The organism is Brevundimonas sp. (assembly GCF_036405315.1).
Classification (GTDB): Bacteria; Pseudomonadota; Alphaproteobacteria; order Caulobacterales; family Caulobacteraceae; genus Brevundimonas.
This window is the reverse complement of sequence record NZ_DASWXW010000012.1, coordinates 1-21,024: the sequence shown is the minus strand read 5'-3', so window position 1 is coordinate 21,024 and position 21,024 is coordinate 1. Positions and strand designations below refer to the sequence as shown.

Sequence of the window (21,024 nt, the reverse complement as noted above, 5' to 3'; positions counted from 1 at the left end):
TCGGGCAGCTTGAAGACGAAACGACCCATATCAACGGCCTCCCGACATGACGGCTTTCAGGGCGTCGGCCACGCGTTGCGGGCCGGGGAAGTATTCCCACTCGAAGGCGTGCGGGTAGGGGGTGTCCCAGCCGGTCACGCGGGCGATGGGCGCTTCCAGATGATAGAAGCAGCGCTCCTGAACCAGGGCCGACAGCTCGCCGCCGAAGCCTGAGGTCTTGGGCGCTTCGTGCACGATGACGCAGCGGCCGGTCTTCTTGACGCTGGCCTCGATGGTCTCGATGTCCAGCGGCACCAGGGTGCGCAGGTCGATGACCTCGGCGTCCACGCCGGCGTGTTCGGCGCCGGCCAGGGCGACCCAGACCATGGTGCCATAGGCCAGGATGGTGACGTCCGAGCCTTCGCGCATGACGCGGGCCTTGCCGATGGGCTCGACATATTTGCCGGTCGGGACCTGGGCCAGCTCCTGGGCCTTCCACGGGCTGACCGGCTTCTCGTGCCAGCCGTCGAAGGGGCCGTTGTAGAGGCGCTTGGGCTCGAAGAAGACGACCGGATCATCGTCCTCGATGGCGGCGGTCAGCAGGCCCTTGGCGTCATAGGGGTTGGACGGGATGACGACTTTCAGCCCGGCGATGTGGGTGAACAGGGCTTCCGGCGACTGGCTGTGCGTCTGGCCGCCGAAGATGCCGCCGCCGTAGGGGCTGCGGATGGTGATCGGCGAGGTGAACTGACCGCCCGAGCGATAGCGCATCTTGGCCGCTTCCGAGACGATCTGGTCATAGGCCGGATAGATGTAGTCGGCGAACTGGATCTCGACGACCGGGCGCAGGCCATAGGCGCCCATGCCGATGGCGGCGGCGACGATGCCGCATTCGCTGATCGGGGCGTCGAAGCTGCGGGTCAGGCCGTGCTTCTGCTGCAACTGGTCGGTGACGCGGAAGACGCCGCCGAAATAGCCCGCGTCCTCGCCGAACGACAGGACGTTCGGGTCCTCGGTCATCTTGACGTCGATGGCCGAGTTGAGGGCCTGGATCATGTTCATGGGTGCAGTGGACATGCTCAGACTCCGACCTCGCGGCGCTGTTCGATCAGGCGCCAGTCCTCGGTCGCATAGACCTCCTCGAACATGGTCTTCACGCTGGGGCGCGACTGGCCGAGCGTGCCGATGGCCTCGGATTCCTTGCCGGCGGCGCGGACCTGCTCGACGGCGTCCTTCTCGGCCTCGGCCTGCTGCTCATCCGACCATTCGCCGATCGCGATCAGGTGCTGCTTCAGGCGCTCGATGGGGTCGCCCAGCGGCCACTTCTCGGCCTCGTCGCCGGGGCGATAGCGGCTGGGGTCGTCAGAGGTCGAGTGCGGGGCGCCGCGATAGGTGAACAGCTCGATCACCGTGGCGCCCTGGTTGGTGCGCGCGCGCTCCTCGGCCCACTGGGTCGCGGCCCAGACGGCCAGGAAGTCGTTGCCGTCGACGCGCAGGGCGGGCAGGCCGTAGCCGATGGCCTTGGCCGCGAAGGTGGTCTCCAGACCGCCGGCGATGCCCATGAAGGACGAGATGGCCCACTGGTTGTTGACCACGTTCAGGATGACCGGGGCGCGGTAGACGGCGGCGAAGGTCAGGGCGTTGTGGAAGTCGCCTTCCGCCGTGGCGCCGTCGCCGATCCAGCTGATGGCGATCTTGTCGTCGCCCTTGTAGGCGCTGGCCATGGCCCAGCCCACGGCCTGGGGGACCTGGGTGCCCAGGTTGCCCGAGATGGTGAAGAAGCCGTAGTCCTTGGCCGAATACATGATCGGCAGCTGGCGGCCCTTGATCGGGTCTTCGGCGTTGGAATAGATCTGGTTCATCATGCTCGCCAGCGGATAGCCGCGTGCGATCAGAAGGCCCTGCTGGCGATAGGTGGGGAAGCCCATGTCCTCGCGGCTCAGGATCATGCCCTGGGCGACCGCGATGGCCTCCTCGCCGGTGCACTTCATGTAGAAGCTGGTCTTGCCCTGGCGGTGGGCGCGGTGCATCCGCTCGTCAAAGGCGCGGGTCAGGATCATGGCCTTCAGGCCGCGGCGCATGACCTCGGGGTCCAGCTTGGGATCCCAGGGTCCGACGGCCCTGCCCTCGTCGTCCAGAACGCGCACCAGACGGAAGGCGTGGTCGCGCATCTCATAGGGGGCGGTCGACACCTCGGGCCGGCTCACGGCGCCGGCGGGGTCGAACTGCAGGTGGCTGAAATCAGGCGCATCGCCCGGACGGCCCGAGGGCTCCGGCACGCGCAGCGACAGGGTGGGGGTGTTCTTCATCATGCGTCCCGTCCGGTTGATCCGTCCGCGTTTCCTCTATGAAGAGGGCATAGCATGGCGCGTCTCTGTTGGCCTTCCTAAAAATACCCTTGCCAAATGCTGATTTGGGGTATTTTATTGCGTGAAATCCCCTTTTGGAGAAACGCCTTTGGCCGACGAACTTGATCCTATCGACGCCCGCATCCTCGACATCCTGCAGCAGGACGCTGGATTGTCGGTCGCCGAGGTCGCCGATCGCGTGGGCCTCTCGGCCTCGCCGTGCTGGCGCCGGATCAAGAGACTGGAGGATAGCGGCCTGATACGCAAGCGGGTCACGCTTCTGGACGCGGGCCTGCTGGGTCTGGACTTCGAGGTCTACGCCATCGTCAAGCTAAGTCTGCCCTCGCGCGAGAACCTCGACATCTTTGAAAAGGCCGTGTCGGAATGGCCGGAAGTGGTGCAGTGCGCCACCATCACCGGCCGCGAGGACTACGTCCTGCGCATCATCACCTCGGACATGCACGCCTTCGACCAGTTCCTGCGCGACAAGCTGCTGACCCTGGGCATCGTCTCCGACTGCGCCAGCCACATCGTCACGCGCGGGGTCAAGAACGTCACCACCCTGCCGCTGGGCATCATCACGCCCCACGTCGGCTAAGAGACCAGAGACAAGAAGGGGGCGGCCATGATCGACCTGGTGATCGACGCGCGTCGAAAGGACCTGGGCGGGTTCGAGGTCGGGCGCGTCCTGCCCTTTCACGCCAGGCCGATGGTCGGCCCCTTCATCTTTCTGGACCAGATGGGCCCGGCCGAGTTCGCGCCCGGCGCCGACGCCATAAACGTGCGGCCGCACCCGCACATCGGCCTGTCGACCCTGACCTATCTGTTCGAGGGCGAGATCATGCACCGGGACAACCTGGGCTACACCCAGGCCATTCGCCCCGGAGAGGTGAACTGGATGACCGCCGGGTCCGGCATCGTCCACTCCGAACGCACCGATCCGCTGAAGAAGGCGCAGGGCGGAGCCATGCACGGCATGCAGGCCTGGGTCGCCCTGCCGACCGAGAAGGAAGAGATCGCCCCCTCCTTCACCCACCTGGGCGAGGACGCCCAGCCCGCTTATGAGAACAACGGCCTGTTCGCGCGTCTGGTTGCGGGCGAGGCCTTCGGCGTGAAGGCGGGCACGCCGGTCGAATCGCCGCTTTTCTATGTCCACTGGGACATGGCCGAGGGCGTCCGCGCCGCCCCGCCGCCGCCGCGGGCGAAAGGCGGCTACAGCGAACGCGCCCTGTTCGTGGCCAAGGGCCTGATCGAGGTCGACGGCCGCCCCTTCCACGAAGGTCAGATGGTCGTCCTGTCGCCCCAGGCCGAGCCGACCGTCACGGCCCTGGCCCCGTCCAGCGTCATGGTCATGGGCGGCGAGCCGGTGGGCGAACGCCTGATCTGGTGGAACTTCGTCTCCTCGTCGCAAGAGCGCATGGATCAGGCCAAGGCCGACTGGAAAGCCGGCCGCATGAGCCTCCCGACTGAGGACGCGCTGGAGTTCATCCCCCTGCCGGAAGAGACCGTTTAGGCGGCGACCACCCGCCGTCATCCCGTGGCCGCGCAGCGGAACCCGGGTCCCAGGCCGTCGCGCATCCTGTCCCGTTGCCAAAGCTCTGCTTGTGAGAAGCCCGACTCGACAGGCTTTTGCCCTCACAGCCCCCGCAGAAACCCCACCAGCGCCGCGTTCACCTCGTCCGCCCGTTCCTGCTGCAGCCAGTGCCCCGCGCCGGGCAGGACCACCTGGCCGCGCAGGTCGGTCAGCCAGTCCTTCTGCGCCGCCTCGTGCGGGCCGGCGTAGTGGCGGACGGGGTCGCGGTCGCCGACGAGGAAGAGGGCGGGCTGAGCAATCTTCTGGCCTTGCAGGAAGGCGGTCAGGGCCCAGTTGCGGTCCAGGCAGCGGTACCAGTCCAGCGGCCCCCGGAAGCCCGAGGCCGCAAAGGCCGCGACGTATTCGGCGAAATGCGCCTCGCTCATCCACGGCGGCAGGCTTGCCCGGTCGGAGATGCTGTCCAGCAGACTGACGCCCTCGGGCATGAAGCCGGTCGACTGGTCGGCGTCTGCGGTGGCCCCGTCATAGGCCCAGAACATCTTCCTCAGCGCCGTCGCCGGATCGGCGTCGAGCGCCACGTGGGCTTCCGGCGACTGGAAGCGGGTGATGTAGAGGTCGCCGAGACCGGCTCTTTTCGTGATGGCCGCCATCGCGGCGGTCGGCGGTCCCTTGGCCCGGCGCGGCTGGAAGGGCACCGACAGGCCGGCGACGGCGCGGAACACATCCGGCCGCATCAGGGCGCAGTGCCAGGCCACGGCCGAGCCCCAGTCATGGCCGACGACCACGGCCTGATCTTCTCCCAGCGCCCGAACCAGATCGACCGTGTCCCCGACCAGATGCAGGAGGGTGTGGTCCTCCACATCGGCGGGTTTGTCGGTGCCGCCATAGCCGCGCATGTCGGGGGCGACGGCGTGATAGCCCGCCTCGGCCAGAGCCTGAACCTGCGCCCGCCAGCTGATCCCCAGTTCGGGAAAGCCGTGGATCAGCAGGACCAGGGGGCCTTCGCCCGCCTCGATCACCTGTTGCGTCAGGCCGTCGGTCGTGATGCGGCGGGTCTGCATGGGCGGTCCTCCCTGTCCCGGCCAACCTAGCCCGTTTTCGGTCGCTGGCGAGAGGGGCGCACGTTCCCGTTCCGTTTCGCGGCGGGGGGCGCTATGGATCGAGCGTGACCGACGTCTCCGCCCCTTCCAACGTCCAGCCCGCGACCCCCGACCTGAACAAGGTCTGGGCCGAGCTGCCGCCTGCTCTGGCCACCCCGCCGGGCGCTGGGGCTGTGTGCGATGCGGCGGGGGCGAAGAAGATCGGGCGCGGCGCGGCCGAGGGCGTCTTTCTGGGCGGCGCCGTCATGGTCGCCCACGCCAGCCTGACCGCGCGCCGTCTGGGCCTCAGTCCGCCGCCGCGCTCCGCCGACATGCTGGACGTTCTGGAGCTCTACGCCTTCGTGCGCCCCGCGAAATTCTGCGCGCCGTCGCCGACGGGGCTGGCCCTGGCCTTGGGCCGGTCCGAGCCCAAGGGAGCCGAGGCGCAAGCCCAGGCCCTGCGCGACGCCGCCGCTGACCTGCTGAACGAACTGACGGATCCGGCCTATCCGGGGCGCGAGGACGCCTACACCCTGGCTGGGACGCTGGACCGGGCGGGTTGGTCCTGGGGCTCGCGCGTGCTGGCGGCGCTTCAGGCGGGGCCGCGGCGCGACCGTCGCGAGCGCGGCACGGGTCTGGACGTCTGGTCCCGGCTCGCGGAATGGGAGGACGAGGCGCCGCGCGGCGAGGCCGGGTCGGCCCCGGTCGACAGCGAGAGCGCCCGCATCCGTCTGGACAAGCTGCTGCAGGCCTCGGGTCTGGACGAAACGCGGCCGGCCCAGTCCGACTACGCCGCCGAGGCCGCCTACGCCTTTTCGCCGCGCAACGAGGAGGGCCGCCCGCGCGTCCTTCTGGCCGAGGCGGGGACCGGCACCGGCAAGACCCTGGGCTATCTGGCCCCCGCCAGCCTGTGGGCCGAGCGCAACTCGGGGGCGGCCTGGGTCTCGACCTACACCCGCGCCCTGCAACGCCAGATCGACCGCGAAAGCCGCGCCCTGTGGCCCGACGAGGCCGAGCGCCGCAAGAAGACGGTGGTGCGAAAGGGCCGCGAAAACTACCTCTGCCTGCTCAATCTTCAGGACATGATGCAGGCGGCCCAACTGGGCAATGGCGACCTGATCGGCATGGGGCTGGCCGCGCGCTGGGCCGCGCACAGCCGCGACGGCGACATGACCGGCGGCGACTATCCCGGCTGGCTGCCCGGCCTCTATGCGACCGCCCCCAGCCATCAGGCCGGACCAGCCAATCTGGTCGACCGGCGTGGCGAATGCGTCCACGCCGCCTGTCCGCATTACCGCCTCTGCTTCGTCGAGAAGACCATCCGCGCCAGCCGCCGCGCCGATCTGGTCGTGGCCAACCACGCCCTGGTCATGACCCAGGCCGCCTTCGACGGGGCCCGTTCGGCGCGGGGCCTGAAGCAGGACGGCGAGACGGCGGCGCTGAAGCGCATCGTCTTCGACGAGGGCCACCACCTGTTCGACGCCGCCGACAGCGCCTTCTCCGCCGCCCTGTCGGGTCAGGAGGCCGCCGAGCTGCGCCGCTGGATCCGAGGGCCGGAGGGGCGCGGCCGTCGCGGGCGCGGGCTGGAACAACGGCTGGGCGACCTGTGCGCCGACAACGAGGCCGCCGCCAAGGCCCTGAAGGACGCCATGATCGCCGCCGCCGCCCTGCCGGGCGAGGGTGTGTCGGGCCGCATCGCGCCGGCGTCGGGCGAGATCAATCCCATCGGCCCGATCGAGGCCTTCCTCGTCGCCGCGTTGGAACAGCTGCGCGCCCGCAGCCAGGAAACCGGCGGGACCGAGTTCGGGCTGGAGTGCGCCCTGCGCCCCGCCACCGAGCCGGTGCTGGAGGCCGCCCGCGCCGCCGCCCGCGCCATCGCCGCCGTCGAGGCGCCGCTTCTGGCCCTGTCGCGCCACCTCGAGGACATCCTCGACGAGGAGGCCGCCGAACTGGACGGCGCCGCCCGCGCCCGCATCGAAGGGGCCCTGCGCGGCATGGACCGGCGCGCGCGCATGACCCTGCCGGGCTGGCGCTCCATGCTGGCGGCGCTGGAGGAGGGCGGCGACGAACCCGATCCCGACTTCGTCGACTGGCTGAGCGCCGAGGCCGCCTTCGGCCGCATCCACGACGTGGCCCTGCGCCGCCACTGGATCGACCCGACCGTGCCGCTGGAGGCCGCCGTCATCATGCCGGCTCATGGCGTGCTGGTGACGAGCGCCACCCTGTCGGACCCGGCGGCCGAGGACCCGTTTTCCCTGGCCCGGATGCGGACCGGCGCGGCCCGCCTGATCGAACCGGCGCGGACGCTGAAGGTGGACAGCCCCTTCGACTACGCGGCCAACAGCCGGATCATCGTCGTCAACGACCTGATGAAGGACGACCCACGCCAGATCGCGGCGGCCATGCGCGAGCTCTTCCTGGCGGCCGGCGGCGGGGGTCTGGGTCTGTTCACCGCCATCCGCCGGCTGAAGACCGTCTATGAGCGGCTGGGACCGGACCTCGCCAAGGCGGGGGTCCCCCTCTACGCCCAGCACGTCGATCCGCTGGAGGTCGGCGCTCTGGTCGACGTCTTCCGCGCCGAACAGGACAGCTGCCTGCTGGGCACCGACGCCGTGCGCGACGGGGTGGACGTGCCGGGGCGGTCCCTGCGCGTCCTCGCCTTCGACCGCGTGCCCTGGCCGCGTCCCGACCTGCTGCACAAGGCGCGGCGCGAGCGGTTTGGCGGCAAGACCTATGACGACGCCCTGGCGCGCGGCCGCATCGCCCAGGCGTTCGGCCGCCTGATCCGCCGCGCCGACGACAAGGGGGTCTTCCTGATGCTGGACGCCGCCTGTCCGACCCGCCTGTTCGCCGGCCTGCCGCCCGGAACCGAGGTCCAGCGCATGGGGTTGGCAGAGGCGGTCGAGCTGACCAAGGCCTTCCTCAATCCAGAAGCGACCTGAAATGTCCAAGACCACCCCCGCGACCGTGGCTCTGACCAGGGCCGGCGTCGCCTTCGAACTGTTTCCCTACGACTACGACCCCGACGCGCCGCGCGTCGGCTTGCAGGCGGCCGAGGCCCTGGGGTGGGCGCCGGAGCAGGTGTTCAAGACCCTGATGACCCTGGTGGACGCCAAGCCCGCCTGCGTCATCGTCCCGTCCGACTGCGAGGTCAGCATGAAGAAGCTGGCGACGGCCGTCGGCGGCAAGTCGGCGCAGATGATGAAGCCCGCCGACGCCGAGCGCCTGACGGGCTACAAGGTCGGCGGGGTCAGTCCCTTCGGTCATAGGAAGGCCGTGCCGACGGTGATGGACGAGACGGCGATCCTGTTCGACCGCATCCTGATCAACGGCGGCCAGCGCGGCCTGCTGCTGGGCCTGACGCCCGACGAGGCGGCGCGGGCGGCCGGCGCGAAACTGGCCGATCTGACGGCCTAGCCTTCAAACGTCACCACCACGCTGTCGGCCGAGCGTTCGGCCGGGCCGTGGAAGACCGCCTCGATGTTGTTGCCGTCCGGGTCCAGCAGGAAGGCGGCGTAGTAGCCGGGGTGATAGGGCCGCTCGCCCGGCGCCCCGTTGTCGGTTCCGCCCGCCTTCAGCCCCGCCTTGTGGAAGGCCTCCACCATGGCGCGGTCTTTCGCTTGAAACGCCAGATGACAGCGGCCGGTCGGTCGCCCTGCGGCGGCGATGCTGTCCACCGCCGAGACGAACAGTTCGTCGGCCCAGAAGAAGCGTTCGGCCTCGCCGGCGATGGGCACGCCCAGGGCCTCCAGCACCGCGCCGTAGAAGCGGCGGCTGGCCGCAAGGTCGGGCGTCACCAGTTGCAGGTGGTCGATCAGCCGGCCGCGGTGCAGCTGTTGGGTTTCCATGAGCCATGTCTCCTGTCGGGGTGCGATTCGAACGGGCGGCAGCCTGGCCCGTTCCTGCTGACAGGGCGTGTCAGCAGCCGCGCGGCCTGCTAAACCGCGCCCATGACCGACGCCTCCTCCGCTCCCGTCCGCCACAGCCGCAAGGGACTGATCGTCCCCTTCGCCATCGTCTTCGTCGGCCTGGCCCTGTGGACCGGCTGGTGGTTCTTCCTGACGCAACAGATTGAGACCAAGCTTCAGGGCCGCATCGCCCGGCTGGAGCAGTCGGGCTGGACCGTGCGGCACGGGCAGATGACCACGACCGGCTGGCCGTTGCGGGCGCGGGTGGCGATGAAGCACGTCGATGTCGTCGCCCCTTCGGGCCATGCCGTCGCCGCCCCCGAGATCGTGGCCGAGGCCAACGCCTACAACCCGGCCAGGTGGGTCATCATCGCCCCCGACGGCCTGATCGTGACGCGAGGCGCCAAGGGCAAGACGGCGGTGCGGGCCGAGGCCATCCGCATGAGCCTGCACGGCCTGACCCAGCGCTGGCCCAATGTGGCGTTCGAACTGGTCAAGCCGGTCTTCACCGCCCTGCCCGACGCCGAGCCCTTCCCCCTGGCCAGGGCCGGGCTGGTTCAGTTCTACATGCGCCCGCACGTGGCCGGGTCGAACACGCCGACCGAGGACGTCGACGTCCTGTTCCGTCTGGTCGACGGCGAGGGCCGTCCGAATGGTCCCGTCGAGGGCCTGACCCAGTCGGGCAGGCTGAACGCCCAGGTCGAGACCGTGATCGAGAAGGCCGGCGCGCTGAAGGGCGGCGACGCGCAAGGCTTGCTGTCGGCCTGGACCGCCGCCGGGGGCCGCTTCGTCGCGGTCAAGGGCCAGTTGGAAGCGGGCGAAAGCCGCACCTTCCTGTCCAGCCCGGCTCTGTCGGCCGACGACAAGGGGCGTCTGGAAGGCGAGGTCTTCCTGCGCGCCGAGAAGCCGCTGGCCGCCATCGTCGGTCTGGCCGGCGCGACCCAGGGCGGGGCGCTGGATCGCGCCGCCGCCGCCCGCGCCGCCGCCGCCACGCCTCAGGGCGGGACGGGCGAGCAGGGCCAGGCGGTCGATCTGGTGCTGAACTTCAAGGGCGGGCGCAGCTATCTGGGGCCCTTCGCCCTGGCCCCGGCGCCCCAGCTGTTCTGATGCTGGTCGAACCGCCCGAGGACCTTGAGCGTCTGGCCCTGGACCGCGCCCTGATCGTCGCAGCCCGCGCCCGCATCGCCGCGGGGGCGCGCGGTTCCGCCGACGCCGACGCCATCGCCCTGCGCGAGCTGCTGCGCGAAATTCCGTTGGCTGAGCGTCCGGCTCTGCGCGCCGTGCTGGGCCGCATCGAGGCCGCGACCGGCCCGGCCCTGGCCACCTGCGGGCCTTTGTCTCAGGCCCTGGCCGCCGACCGCTGGGGCCTGATTGGTCGTCCTGCCGCCGAGCCGGATCAGGCGCTTTTGACGGCCCGCCAGGGCGGCCGCGCCTTGATCGATCTCGGCGCCCGGCCCTGGTGGGGCAAACTTTTGGCCCTGCCCATGCTCAAGGTCATCGCCGCCCTGCCGGACGACGCCGCCGGGACGCCCCGCGCCCTGCTGGTCTCGACCGAGGCCCCCGGCCCGACCGGCGACGACCGCACCTTCTGGGTGACCGACAGCCCGGCTTCGGACGCCCGCATCGTGGCGGCCCTGGGTGAGGCGGGCCTGATCGCCGCGTCGCTGGCGGCGGGCGGCGGCTTGAAGCTGTTCGTTCTGACAGGCTATGTGCAGGCCGAGGACGGGCGGTTGAGCAACGCCCCCGGCCAGATGAGCGGCGTCATCGGCGCCGCCCCCGTTTACTGACCATTTACTTCGAGGATGACGCCCATGACCGACGCGCCGAACGCTGCGCCCGCCCCCAAGCCCGGCATCCTCGACATCGCCCCCTATGTCGGCGGCAAGGGCGCCATCGCCGGCTTCGCCGAGCCGATGAAGCTGTCCTCGAACGAGAACGCCCTGGGCGCCGGTGAAAAGGCGCGCGAGGCCTATGCCGCCGCCCTGAAGAACATCCACGTCTATCCCGACGGCCGGGCCACCAAGCTGCGCGAGGCCGTGGCCGCCCACCACGGACTGGAGCCCGAGCGCCTGATCTTCGGCAACGGCTCGGACGAGGTCTTCGCCCTGCTGAACCAGGCCTATCTGAGCGCGGGCGACAATATCGTCGCCGGCCAGTACGGCTTCCTCGCCTACCGCATCTCGGCCAAGGCCTGCGGCGCCGAGGTCAAGCTGGCGGCCGAGCCGAACATGAAGCTCGAAGTCGAGGCCATCCTCGATCAGGTCGATGAGCGGACGAAGATCGTTTACGTCTCCAACCCGTCCAACCCCACCGGCAGCTGGAACTCGGGCGAGGAGATCCGCCGCCTGCACGCCGCCTTGCCGGCCCACGTCATCCTGGTGGTGGACGAGGCCTATGCCGAGTTCGTGGTCGAGCCGGACTGGGAGACCAGCTTCGGTCTGGCCCGTGAGGCGTCCAACATCGTCGTCACCCGCACCTTCTCCAAGATCCACGGCCTGGGCGGTCTGCGCATCGGCTTTGGATACGCACCGCTGGCCATCGAGCAGGCGGTGGACCGCATCCGCCTGCCGTTCAACGTCTCGGTGCCGGGCCTCGACGCCGCCACCGCCGCCTTGTCGGACGAGGCGCACCAGAAGGCTTCGCGCGACCTGGTGCTGGACTGGCGCCCGCGCATGACCCAGGCCATCCGCGGCTTCGGCTTCGAGGTCTTCCCCTCGGCGGGCAACTTCGTCTTGGTTCGGTTCGCGGACGGCAAGCGCAACGCCGCCGCCGCCAACGACTATCTGAACTCCAAGGGCGTCATCGTGCGCCCGGTCGGAGGCTACGGCCTGCCCGACTGCCTGCGCATCACCATCGGCACGGAAGACCAGAACCGCGCCGTGATAGACGCCCTCAGCGAGTTCGCCGCCAGCTGATCAGTCAGGACTGCTGAAACGGACAACCCCGATCAGGCCCGCGCGCCAGACGTGGCCGTCCTTCAGCAGGGGGCTGTCCTTGATGTCGCCCAGGCGCTGTTCGTAGTTGACGAAGGCGCCCATGCCGAAGCGGTCGCCGATCGGCACGGCCAGCAGGGCCGCCGCGCCCGCGCCCGCCGCTCCGCCTGACGGCGCGTAGGCGGTGAAGCCGCTGTCCGTAACGGCCTCAGGGGCGATGCCGAAATAGCGTTTGGCCCGCGCGTCGTCGAAGGCGCGGCCATAGGCCATGACCTGCAGCAGGCCGACGGGGGTCACGCGCTGATGGCCGATCGAGGCCATGTATTCCATACCCGCGTCGTCGCCGGTGACGTCATGCTGGACGCGGCCGCCGACCACCACATTCCCCGGCAGGCGCTTATAGGCGTAAATCGCCGCATCGACCCCCAGGTCGGGCCGGTCGAGCGTCGAGCCCTCGATCTCGCCGGCGGCGAAGCGCGGGCGCAGCTGCACGCCCGCATGGAAGCCGTCGCGCCTGATCGCGTTCCAGCCCAGGCCGTCCAGGCCGTTGGCGTAGACCACGTCGCGCCAGGAGGCCGAGCCCCAGGCGGTGACGCTGAACTCGTCGCTGGTGTTCCCGGTGGCGCTGAAGCCGCGCACCATGCCGCCGCCGATATCGACCTTCCACGTCCTGGGCGTCTCGACCGCCTGATAGGGCTGGGCCTGGGCCTGGGCCAGGGCGGAGGCGGCGGGCAGACCGAACAGGGCGGTCGCAAGGACGAGGGCGTGCAGTTTCATGGAGCATCCAGAACAGTCGCCGGGCGGGGAGGCCCGGGGCGGATGCAACAGCCTAGGTTTTGGGCGTCAGCAAGGCGGTGGAGGCCGTTTCGATGCGGTTTTCCAGTTCGGCCATGAACTCGGCCCGCTTCAGGCCGGCCGGGATGGGCGGCAGGAACTCGAAGACGATGGTCCCCGGATAGCGGCGAAAGCCATGGGCGGGCCAGTGAACGCCCGAGTTGGTGGCGATGGGCCAGCAGGGACTGTTCAGGTCGCGGTACAGGGCGGCGATGCCGGGTTTGTAGTCAGGGGCGGCGCCGATCTCGCCGCGCGTGCCCTCCGGGAAGATCAGGATCTGGCGGCCCTCGGCGTGACGGGCGCGGGCCTGACGCACCATGTCCTTCAGCGCCTTGGAATGGGCCGAACGGTCCACGGCGATCATCCTGGTCTTCCAGGCGAACCAGCCGAAGAAGGGCAGGGGCATCAGCTCCTTCTTCATGATGAAGCAGGCGTCGTCGAGGAAGGAGAAGGGGGCGATGACGTCCAGCATGCCCTGATGCTTGCAGGCGATCAGGGCGGGGCCGGTCGGGCGATGCTCCAGCCCGCGCACCTCGACCTTGATCCCCGCGATCCAGCGCAGGCCGAACAGGACGAAGCGCGACCAGGCCTTGATGACCCAGACGGCGGCCCTATGCGGCATCAGCAGGGCCGGGGACAGGCCCACGGCGAACAGCACCATCGACAGATAGAGCCACAGGATGAAGATCAGGGAACGGACGGCGGTCATGGGTCAGGCGGCCTCGGTCTGGGTCTGCGGCGCCGATCGTTCCGGGTGATTGCCCCTCAGCCGGTGCAGTCCCTCGCGGCCCAGCACGGCCAGGTATTTCATGTATTCCAGCGTCATCCGTCGGGCGGTGACGGCGGCGCGCCACCAGCGCGAATTGTCCAGCGACGGGGTCGAGACGGCGTAGGGCGTCAGCTTGACCCCCGGCGCGGCGCCGCGGATCTCCAGCAGGCTGCGCGGCATATGGTAGTCGGAGGTGACGACGATCAGGCTGTCATAGTGCTTGGATTTCGCCCAGGCGGCGATCTCCTGGGCGTTGCCGACCGTGTTCTCGGCCTCGAAGCCCAGGTCGACGCAGCAGTTGAACAGCTTGCTGGAGCCTGGCGTCAGGGCGCGCAGCTCCTGGCGGCGCACGTCGCGATTGACGCCCGAGATCAGCACCCGGCGGCCCTTGTCCTGCTCCAGCAGGCGGATGGCGACGTTGACCCGTTCGGCCGAGGGGCCGGTCAGGGCGACGATGGCGTCGGCGCGCGCGGGCTCGGGCGCCGGCGTCAGGCCGCGCACGCGCTCGGCGAAGGCGAACAGCCCCACCAGCCACATCAGCGCCACCACGGCGATCAGCGTCAGGAACTTCATCACGCTTAACTAGCCACGACCGCCCAGCTTCGCCAGCGCCGTGAAGCGTGCCGCGAACAATGCGACGCCGAAGGCCAGAACCGGACAGGCGATCAGGATCAGAAGGTCGCTGAAAGCCAACGGCAGGGCCGGGGTCAGCCCGCCCTCGCCGCCGATCAGCCGCAGCAGGGCCAGCAGCAGGGCGGCGACGCCCGCCCCCATGGCGCCCGCCTGGGCCGCCAGTCCGCCGAAGCGCCGCTGGAACAGGCCGGCGACATAGCCGTCCGAGGCGCCGTTCAGGCTCAGGGTCTCGATCACGCTCGCCTGGGCCGCCATGCCGGCGCGGGTGGCGTAGGCGATGATCGCCGCCGTGGCCGCCGCGATCAGCAGGAAGGCCGCGCCCGCCAGGGCCGTGATGACGCCGGCCGAACGCTCGATCTCGCCGCGCCACAGGCTGTGGTCGTCGACGGTGGCGTCCAGCCCGGCCTCGGCCAGGGCGCGGCTCAGGGAAGGGGCGCTGGCCGGGGCCTTCGGGTCCAGACGGACCGTGACCAGATAGGGCAGGGGCAGGTCGGGCAGGGCCGCCTCGCCGACCCAGGGGCGCAGCAGGCTTTCCGCCGCCTTTCGGTCCATGGCTTCGGCCTCGGCAACGCCCTTGACCCCGGCCAGGGTCTCGGCGGCGCGAGCGGCGGCGGTCGGGCCGGTCTCGTCCACGCGCGGGCGGACCTGAACGGTCGCCTCGCCGCGCAGTTGATGCGCCCAGCCGTGGGCGGCCCGGTCCGCGGCCAGGGCCCCGACGGCGGTGATGGAGGCCAGGAAGCACAGGACGGCGACGACCACCATCAGCCAGCGTTCGCCGCCCGCCTCGCGCGACAGCAGGGCGGGGCCTTTGGAAAAGACGGCGCGGATCATGCGGCGTCTCCAAGCGTTTCCGTCCGGCTCAGATGGCCGTTCTCCAGGCGCAGGACGGCGGCGCCGACGCGTTCGGCCAGGGCCTCGTCGTGGCTGGCGATCAGGATGGTGGCCCCCAGCTTGTTCAGCGACTGGAACAGCCGCATCAGCTTCTCGCCCATGGCGCGGTCGACGCTGCCGGTCGGTTCGTCGGCCAGGATCAGGCGCGGGCGGGTGATCACGGCGCGGGCGATGGCCAGCCTCTGCTTCTCGCCGCCCGACAGGGCCGGGGGCAGGGCGTCCATCCGTTCGCCCAGACCGACCCAGCGTAGCATCTCGGCCACGTCGGCGGCGTGATCGGCGCTCTTGCCGCCCGCCAGCGTCAGGGGCAGGGCGGCGTTGTCGAAGGCCGACAGGTGATCCAGCAGACGGAAATCCTGAAACACCACTCCCATCCGCCGTCGGAAGGCCGGCACGCCGCCGCGCGGCAGGTCGGTGACGTTGCGGCCGAACAGACTGATTCGCCCCGTCTGCGGCCGTTCGGCCAGGGTCAGCAGGCGCAAAAGCGAAGACTTTCCCGCCCCGGACGGCCCGGTAAGGAAGTGGAAAGAGCCCTGCGGCAAACTTAGGTTAACGTCGCGCAGAACGCCGGGTCTGTCCGCATAGCCGAAACCCACGCCCCGCAGGCGGACGGTGTCGGGCGCGGAATCAGGGTCGGCGGCGCGTCGGGTCGAGTTTGGCATTCAGGTTTCGTATTGGACCGGGGCGTTGCAGGCGCCTCGACAGGAGGGGGCGTCGAGCCTCGCAGTCAGCTGACATGATACTGACCTGCCCCGCCTGCGCCACCAGCTATTTTGTTCCCGACGAGGCGATCGGTCCGAACGGCCGTCGCGTGCGCTGCAAGTCCTGCGGCCACGACTGGCGCGCGACCCTGGAGGACGAGCCTCTGGAGCTGTCCGCCGCCGAGGAGCCCGTCGTCGAGGCGGGCTTCGGCAAGCGCGAGGAAGCCTCCGAGAGTCTGGCCGAGACCCCCGCGCCCGAACTGCCGCGCGCCTTCCGCGCCAAGGCCGAACAGAAACGCCGGATGCAGCGGGCCGCGGCGCAAGGCGTCGCCTGGGCCGCCCTGGCCGTCATCCTGCTGGCCCTGATCGCCGCCGCCTTCGTGTTCCGTCTGTCCATCGTTCAGGCCTGGCCCCAGGCCGCCGCCGCCTACAAGCTGGTCGGCGCGCCGGTGAACCTGGCCGGGCTGGAGTTCGAGGCCGTGGGCGCCAAGACCGCCCCCCATGATCCGGGCAAGGTCGTCGTCTCCGGCGCCCTGCGCAACATCCGCGACAACGAGGTCGTGGCCCCGCCGGTGCGCGTGGCCCTGCTGAACGCGGCGGGCGCCGAGGTGGCCCACCGCATCGTGCGTCTGGAGACCGCGCCGGTCCTGCCGGGCAAGGTCCAGGGCTTCGCCGTCGTCATCCCCGATCCCGAGCGCAAGGCCGCCGGCGTCGGCGTCGACTTCGTGCTGGAGCCGACGAAGAAGCAGGCGACGGCTCCGCCCGCCGCGCCGCGCATCGAACAGGCCGCTGTCCGATCGCCGCGTCGCGCGCCGCCGCTCGCTCCAGAGGAGGGTCTGCGCCGCGCCACGGCCTTTGATTCGACTCCGGCGAACGCGCAACCTCTCGACAGCGGCCCCGCACAGGCGCTATCCGCCGTGAATGGCTGATCAAGACCCGGCTCCCGCCCCCACGGTTCTCCTGCCGCAAGCCGAGATCGAGGCGATCGTCGCCGATCTCGCGCGGCGCATCGCCCCCGTCATCGACGATGAAACGGTGGCCGCCGTCCTGCTGACCGGCGGGCTGTGGTTCGGGGCCGACCTGACCCGCGCCCTGTCGCGCCAAGGCCGCCATGTCCGCTTCGACGCCCTGTGGCTGGCCTCCTACGGCGACGAGACCACCAGCCGCGGCAAGATCGACGTCTACGCCCCCTTCCAGCGCCCCATCGCGGGCAAGCGGGTGCTGATCCTCGACGACGTCTTCGACACCGGCCTGTCGCTGGCCGAGGCGGTGCGCATCACGCGGGAAGCCGGCGCCACCGAAGTCCTGACCTGCGTCTTCGCCCGCAAGCCCTGGCCCGAGGCGCGCGCGCCCGAGCCCGACTTCGTCGGCTGGGAGGCCCCCAACCGCTTCCTCGTCGGCTACGGCCTGGACCACAAGGGCGGCCTGCGCGGCCTGCCCGACATCTGCGCCCTGGACTAGGCCTTTAGCCAGTCCGCCATCGGTTCGCGGGCGAACATCTGCTCATAGGTCGGGCGCGGACGGATGACCGCGCTGCGTTCGCCGTCGACCAGAACCTCGGCGGCCAGGGGGCGGGTGTTGTATTCGCCGCTCATCACCGCGCCATAGGCCCCCGCGCTCATGAAGACGACCAGGTCGCCGGCTTCGAGCGGCGGCAGGTCGCGGTCGCGGGCGAAGGTGTCGCCGGTCTCGCAGACGGGGCCGACCACGTCATAGGGGCGGTCCGCGCCGTCGCGGGGGCGCACGGGCTTCAGGTCGTGGAAGGCGTCGTAGAGGGCCGGACGCATCAGGTCGTTCATCGCCGCGTCCAGCACCAGGAAGCGGCGGCCGTCGGTCCGTTCGTTGACCTGAATGACCCGGCTCAGCAGCACGCCGGCGTTGGCGGCCATCAGGCGGCCGGGCTCGAAGGCGGCTTCGACGTTCAGGCCGTCCAGCACCCGCGCCGCCATGGCGACATAGTCGGCGGGCGAGGCGGTTTCGGCGTCGCCGTAGTAGGGCACGCCCAGACCGCCGCCGAGGTCCAGGCGGGTGACGCTGTGGCCCTGCGCCCGCAGGGTCTCGGTCATTTCACGCAGGACGCGGAAGGCGTTTTCCAGCGGGGTCAGGTCGGTGATCTGGCTGCCGATGTGACAGGCCAGGCCGACGGGGGTGACGTGCGGCGAGGCGGAGGCGCGGGCGTAGAGGCTCAGCGCCTCCTCGACCGGCACGCCGAACTTGTCGCCCGCGCCGCCGGTGGTGATCTTGGCGTGGCCGCCGGCCCCGATCTTGGGATTGACGCGAATGGCGATGGCGGGGGAGGCCGACTTCTCAGCCGCCACGACGATCAGACGCTCCAGCTCGGCCGAGGACTCGACGTTGATCTGGCGCACGCCCACGTCGATGGCGAAGGCCAGCTCGGCGTCGGTCTTGCCCACGCCCGAAAAGATGATGCGCTCGCCCGGAACGCCCGCCGCCAGGGCGCGACGGATCTCGCCCTCGGACACGGTGTCGGCGCCGCAGCCCAGTTTCGCCAGGGTCGCCAGCACCGACAGGTTGGAGTTGGCCTTGACCGCGAAGGCGATCATGGCCTCGCCCAGCGCGTTCTTGTGCGCATCGCAGGCGTCGCGCAGCAGGCCGTAGTGACGGCGCAGCGTGGCCGAGGAATAGACATAGGTCGGGGTGCCGACCTCAGTCGCCAAGGCCTCCAGCGAGACGCCCTCGGCGTGCAGAACGCCGTCCTTCAGGTCGAAATAGTGCACGGCGGGGAGTCCGGTCTGGAGAGGGAGGGGCCGATCAGATCGCCGGCGTGCGGCCGAACGGGTCCGAGGCGCCGCTGTCGATGGGGTTGTTGCGAGGGGCCGTGTTGATGGTCGCCGGTTCGGGCAGACGCGCGGCGTTCTTGTCGCGGGGGGCGCGCTCGGTCTGGACGGCGCCCGGCGCCTCCAGATCGGCCATGCGGCCGCAGCCGGCCAGCAGCAGGGCGGCGGCGCTCGCCAGGATCAGGGTCTTTTTCACAGGCGGCTTCTCCAGTCGGCGATGCGGGCGCGGACCTGTTCCGGCGCCGTGCCGCCGAAGCTCTGGCGGCTGGCGCAGGAGGCTTCGGGCGTCAGGACTTCATACACGCCTTCGGTGATCCGGCCATCCAGAGCCTGCAGCTCGGTCAGCGGCAATTCGCCCAGGCCGACGCCCAGGGCCTCGGCCCGCTTGACGGCGGCGCCGGTCACATGGTGCGCCTGGCGGAAGGGCAGGTTCAGCTCGCGCACCAGCCAGTCGGCCAGGTCGGTGGCGGTCGAGAAGCCGGCGCCGGCGGCGGCGGCCATGCGCGGGGTGTTGGGGATGATGGCGGCGACCATGGCGGTCATGGCGGTCAGGGCCAGATCCAGGGCGTCGAAGGCCTCGAACACCGGCGGCTTGTCCTCCTGCATATCCTTGGAATAGGCCAGGGGCAGGCCTTTCATCACCGTGGTCAGGGCGATCAGGGCGCCGTTGATGCGGCCCGTCTTGGCCCGCACCAGTTCGGCGGCGTCGGGGTTGCGCTTCTGCGGCATGATGGACGAGCCGGTGGTCAGGTCGTCGGGCAGCGCAGCGAAGCCGAACATCGGCGTCATCCAGACCACGATCTCTTCGGCCAGGCGCGACAGGTGGCCCGCCGCGATCGAGGCGGCGGCCAGGCTTTCCAGGGCGAAGTCGCGGTCCGAAACCGCGTCCAGCGAATTGGCCATCGGGCGGTCGAAGCCCAGCGCCTGCGCCGTCATGTGGCGGTCGATGGGGAAGGGCGAACCGGCCAGGGCGGCGGCGCCCAGCGGGTTCTCGTTCATGCGGGCGCGGGCGTCGGCGAAGCGGCTGGCGTCGCGGCCGAACATCTCGACATAGGCCATCAGGTGGTGGCCGAAGGTCACGGGCTGGGCCGTCTGCAGATGGGTGAAACCGGGCATGAGGTCGCCCGCATGCTGTTCCGCCCGGTCCAGCAGGACGCCTTGCAGCGCCTTCAGCTGTTCAACGGTGCGGTCGGAGGCGTCGCGCACCCAGAGGCGGAAGTCCGTCGCCACCTGGTCGTTGCGGCTGCGCGCCGTGTGCAGACGTCCCGACGGCTCGCCGATCAGCTCCGACAGGCGGGCCTCGACGTTCATGTGGATGTCTTCGTAGGCGTCGCGGAAGGGGAAGGTCCCGCCCGTGATCTCGCCCTCGATGACGTCCAGTCCGCCCAGGATGGCCTCGGCGTCGGCCTGCTGGATGATGCCCTGTTGGGCCAGCATGCGGCAATGCGCCCGCGACCCGGCCAGATCCTGCGCCCACAGGCGTTTGTCGACGCCGATGGAGACGTTGATGGCCTGCATGATGTCGGCGGGCTTGGCGCTGAAGCGTCCGCCCCATAGAGACTGACCCTGAGGGGTGTTGGAAGGCGTGTCGGACATGAGCGGCTCTAAACGGACTTTGGCGGGCGTGGCGACGGCTGTGCTGCTGATCGGCGCGATCGGCGGCGTGGCGCTGCTATACGCCAATCGCGACGGCGGGGGCAAAGAGTCCGCGTCATCGGCCCTGTCGGTTTACGCCAGGGGCTCGCTGTCCAAGCTGCTGACGCCCGCCCCGGCGCCCGCGCCCGACTACGTCTTCAAGGACGCCGAGGGCCGCGACATCCGCTTCAACGACTTCAGGGGCAAGGTGGCGGTGGTCAACCTGTGGGCCACCTGGTGCGCCCCCTGCAAGATCGAGATGCCGACCCTGGCGGCCCTGGCCGAGCACTACAAGGTTCGCGACGACGTCGCCGTCGTCACCATCAGCATGGACGTGGACAAGGCCGTGCCGGAAGCCCGCGCCTTCATCGCCGACCACCCGCCTCTGGCCTACTACGCCGATCCCAAATTCCAGCTGCCGTTCGAGTTCCCCGGCAAGGGCGCCATGCCCCAGACCATCCTGCTGGACCGCCAAGGTCGTGTCCGCGCCGTCCTGACCGGCGAGGCCGACTGGGCCAGCGCGGAGGCCAGGGCGCTGGTCGAGGCGCTGCTGGCGGAGAACTGATCCGGCTTTCCTCCCCATTCATGGGGAGGTGGCGCGGACGCGCTGGCGTTCGAGACGGAGGGGCGACTCCACGGCTGACGTCTGCTCCGCCCCCTCCGCCATTGCGTGGTCCCCCTCCCCATTTCATGGGGAGGAAAGTCGAACCTAGCCCCAGGGCCTGAAGTGTTTCGACAGCTTCAGGCCCTGGTTTTGATAGTGGCTGCCGCCTTCGCCGTAGAGGCGCGACGGGCGTTCGGTCAGCGGCTCATAGACCAGGCGGGCGACGATCTGGCCATGTTCCAGCAGGAAGGGGGTGTCGTGGGTGCGAACCTCCAGCACGCCCTTGGAGCCGGCGCCGTGGGCCTCGTCCGTGCCGAAGCCGGGGTCGAAGAAGCCGGCGTAGTGGACGCGGAACTCGCCGACCGAGGGGTCGATCGG

Annotated in this window: 23 protein-coding genes; 10 read left to right on the top strand and 13 right to left on the bottom strand. The window is 70.2% G+C overall.

What is annotated here, in order from left to right:
* Positions 1–30: 30 nt before the first annotated feature.
* The gene (locus VGE49_RS00550; RefSeq protein ID WP_331032641.1) at positions 31–1,056 is read right to left on the bottom strand and encodes an alpha-ketoacid dehydrogenase subunit beta; all 1,026 of its coding nucleotides are present in this window, start codon (positions 1,054–1,056) and stop codon (positions 31–33) included.
* 2 nt (positions 1,057–1,058) lie between these two features.
* Positions 1,059–2,288 carry a 3-methyl-2-oxobutanoate dehydrogenase (2-methylpropanoyl-transferring) subunit alpha gene (locus tag VGE49_RS00545; protein WP_331032640.1) on the bottom strand — a complete coding sequence of 410 codons (1,230 nt, stop codon included), beginning with the start codon at positions 2,286–2,288 and terminating at the stop codon, positions 1,059–1,061.
* Positions 2,289–2,436: 148 nt separating this feature from the next.
* On the opposite strand from VGE49_RS00545, the gene VGE49_RS00540 reads away from it, so the two are divergent.
* Positions 2,437–2,925, top strand: a complete 489-nt coding sequence (locus VGE49_RS00540; RefSeq protein ID WP_105563200.1) for an Lrp/AsnC family transcriptional regulator — start codon at positions 2,437–2,439, stop codon at positions 2,923–2,925.
* 27 nt (positions 2,926–2,952) lie between these two features.
* Positions 2,953–3,840: a pirin family protein gene (locus VGE49_RS00535; RefSeq protein WP_331032639.1), complete on the top strand. Its 888-nt coding sequence runs from the start codon at positions 2,953–2,955 to the stop codon at positions 3,838–3,840.
* 122 nt (positions 3,841–3,962) lie between these two features.
* On the opposite strand, the gene VGE49_RS00530 is transcribed toward VGE49_RS00535, so the two are convergent.
* Positions 3,963–4,922 (bottom strand): alpha/beta fold hydrolase, encoded by a 960-nt coding sequence (locus tag VGE49_RS00530; protein ID WP_331032638.1) that lies wholly within the window; start codon positions 4,920–4,922, stop codon positions 3,963–3,965.
* Positions 4,923–5,206: 284 nt separating this feature from the next.
* On the opposite strand from VGE49_RS00530, the gene VGE49_RS00525 reads away from it, so the two are divergent.
* A complete protein-coding gene (locus VGE49_RS00525; protein ID WP_331032642.1) occupies positions 5,207–7,882 on the top strand; it encodes an ATP-dependent DNA helicase in 2,676 nt (891 codons plus the stop codon).
* 1 nt (position 7,883) lies between these two features.
* Complete coding sequence (gene ybaK / locus VGE49_RS00520; RefSeq protein ID WP_331032637.1) at positions 7,884–8,357, top strand: Cys-tRNA(Pro) deacylase; 474 nt, start codon at positions 7,884–7,886, stop codon at positions 8,355–8,357.
* Here the strand turns inward: ybaK and VGE49_RS00515 are convergent.
* The gene (locus VGE49_RS00515; protein WP_331032636.1) at positions 8,354–8,788 is read right to left on the bottom strand and encodes a VOC family protein; all 435 of its coding nucleotides are present in this window, start codon (positions 8,786–8,788) and stop codon (positions 8,354–8,356) included. The genes ybaK and VGE49_RS00515 overlap by 4 nt on opposite strands.
* A gap of 102 nt (positions 8,789–8,890) precedes the next feature.
* Between VGE49_RS00515 and VGE49_RS00510 the strand changes: the two genes are divergently transcribed.
* Genes VGE49_RS00510 through hisC form a run of 3 tightly spaced genes read left to right on the top strand, consistent with a single transcriptional unit; the run spans position 8,891 to position 11,763 of the window.
* Complete coding sequence (locus VGE49_RS00510) at positions 8,891–9,955, top strand: DUF2125 domain-containing protein (RefSeq protein ID WP_331032635.1); 1,065 nt, start codon at positions 8,891–8,893, stop codon at positions 9,953–9,955.
* Complete coding sequence (locus VGE49_RS00505) at positions 9,955–10,635, top strand: hypothetical protein (protein ID WP_331032634.1); 681 nt, start codon at positions 9,955–9,957, stop codon at positions 10,633–10,635. Before VGE49_RS00510 ends, VGE49_RS00505 begins: the two co-directional genes overlap by 1 nt.
* A 24-nt stretch (positions 10,636–10,659) precedes the next feature.
* Complete coding sequence (gene hisC / locus VGE49_RS00500; protein ID WP_331032633.1) at positions 10,660–11,763, top strand: histidinol-phosphate transaminase; 1,104 nt, start codon at positions 10,660–10,662, stop codon at positions 11,761–11,763.
* On the opposite strand, the gene VGE49_RS00495 is transcribed toward hisC, so the two are convergent.
* The 5 genes from VGE49_RS00495 to VGE49_RS00475 are packed head-to-tail and all read right to left on the bottom strand — an operon-like array spanning position 11,764 to position 15,570.
* On the bottom strand, positions 11,764–12,558 hold the full coding sequence (locus tag VGE49_RS00495) for a MipA/OmpV family protein (protein WP_331032632.1): 795 nt from the start codon (positions 12,556–12,558) through the stop codon (positions 11,764–11,766).
* 52 nt (positions 12,559–12,610) lie between these two features.
* Positions 12,611–13,324 (bottom strand): lysophospholipid acyltransferase family protein, encoded by a 714-nt coding sequence (locus tag VGE49_RS00490; protein WP_331032631.1) that lies wholly within the window; start codon positions 13,322–13,324, stop codon positions 12,611–12,613.
* Between the two features lie 3 nt (positions 13,325–13,327).
* The gene (locus tag VGE49_RS00485; RefSeq protein ID WP_331032630.1) at positions 13,328–13,957 is read right to left on the bottom strand and encodes a YdcF family protein; all 630 of its coding nucleotides are present in this window, start codon (positions 13,955–13,957) and stop codon (positions 13,328–13,330) included.
* A 9-nt stretch (positions 13,958–13,966) separates the two neighbouring features.
* Complete coding sequence (locus tag VGE49_RS00480) at positions 13,967–14,848, bottom strand: cell division protein FtsX (RefSeq protein ID WP_331032629.1); 882 nt, start codon at positions 14,846–14,848, stop codon at positions 13,967–13,969.
* Positions 14,845–15,570: a cell division ATP-binding protein FtsE gene (locus VGE49_RS00475; RefSeq protein ID WP_331032628.1), complete on the bottom strand. Its 726-nt coding sequence runs from the start codon at positions 15,568–15,570 to the stop codon at positions 14,845–14,847. The genes VGE49_RS00480 and VGE49_RS00475 overlap by 4 nt, the downstream gene beginning before the upstream one ends.
* 74 nt (positions 15,571–15,644) lie before the next feature.
* Between VGE49_RS00475 and VGE49_RS00470 the strand changes: the two genes are divergently transcribed.
* Together VGE49_RS00470 and VGE49_RS00465 are read left to right on the top strand one after the other, a co-directional pair.
* Entirely contained in the window at positions 15,645–16,538 is an 894-nt protein-coding gene (locus tag VGE49_RS00470; RefSeq protein ID WP_331032627.1) for a DUF3426 domain-containing protein, read from the top strand.
* Positions 16,531–17,070: a phosphoribosyltransferase gene (locus tag VGE49_RS00465; protein ID WP_331032626.1), complete on the top strand. Its 540-nt coding sequence runs from the start codon at positions 16,531–16,533 to the stop codon at positions 17,068–17,070. Before VGE49_RS00470 ends, VGE49_RS00465 begins: the two co-directional genes overlap by 8 nt.
* Here VGE49_RS00465 and lysA read toward each other — a convergent pair.
* The 3 genes from lysA to argH are packed head-to-tail and all read right to left on the bottom strand — an operon-like array spanning position 17,067 to position 20,003.
* A complete protein-coding gene (gene lysA / locus VGE49_RS00460) occupies positions 17,067–18,347 on the bottom strand; it encodes a diaminopimelate decarboxylase (RefSeq protein WP_331032625.1) in 1,281 nt (426 codons plus the stop codon). The two genes, VGE49_RS00465 and lysA, sit on opposite strands and share 4 nt — an antisense overlap.
* Positions 18,348–18,381: 34 nt before the next feature.
* Positions 18,382–18,603: an LPS translocon maturation chaperone LptM gene (lptM, locus tag VGE49_RS00455; RefSeq protein ID WP_331032624.1), complete on the bottom strand. Its 222-nt coding sequence runs from the start codon at positions 18,601–18,603 to the stop codon at positions 18,382–18,384.
* Complete coding sequence (gene argH / locus VGE49_RS00450; protein ID WP_331032623.1) at positions 18,600–20,003, bottom strand: argininosuccinate lyase; 1,404 nt, start codon at positions 20,001–20,003, stop codon at positions 18,600–18,602. Before argH ends, lptM begins: the two co-directional genes overlap by 4 nt.
* Between argH and VGE49_RS00445 the strand changes: the two genes are divergently transcribed.
* Positions 20,002–20,607, top strand: coding sequence for a TlpA family protein disulfide reductase (locus tag VGE49_RS00445; RefSeq protein ID WP_331032622.1), 606 nt, complete (start codon positions 20,002–20,004; stop codon positions 20,605–20,607). The two genes, argH and VGE49_RS00445, sit on opposite strands and share 2 nt — an antisense overlap.
* Before the next feature lie 144 nt (positions 20,608–20,751).
* Here VGE49_RS00445 and VGE49_RS00440 read toward each other — a convergent pair.
* Positions 20,752–21,024: dCTP deaminase domain-containing protein (locus VGE49_RS00440; RefSeq protein WP_331032621.1), on the bottom strand; the 273-nt coding region annotated here is incomplete at its 5' end.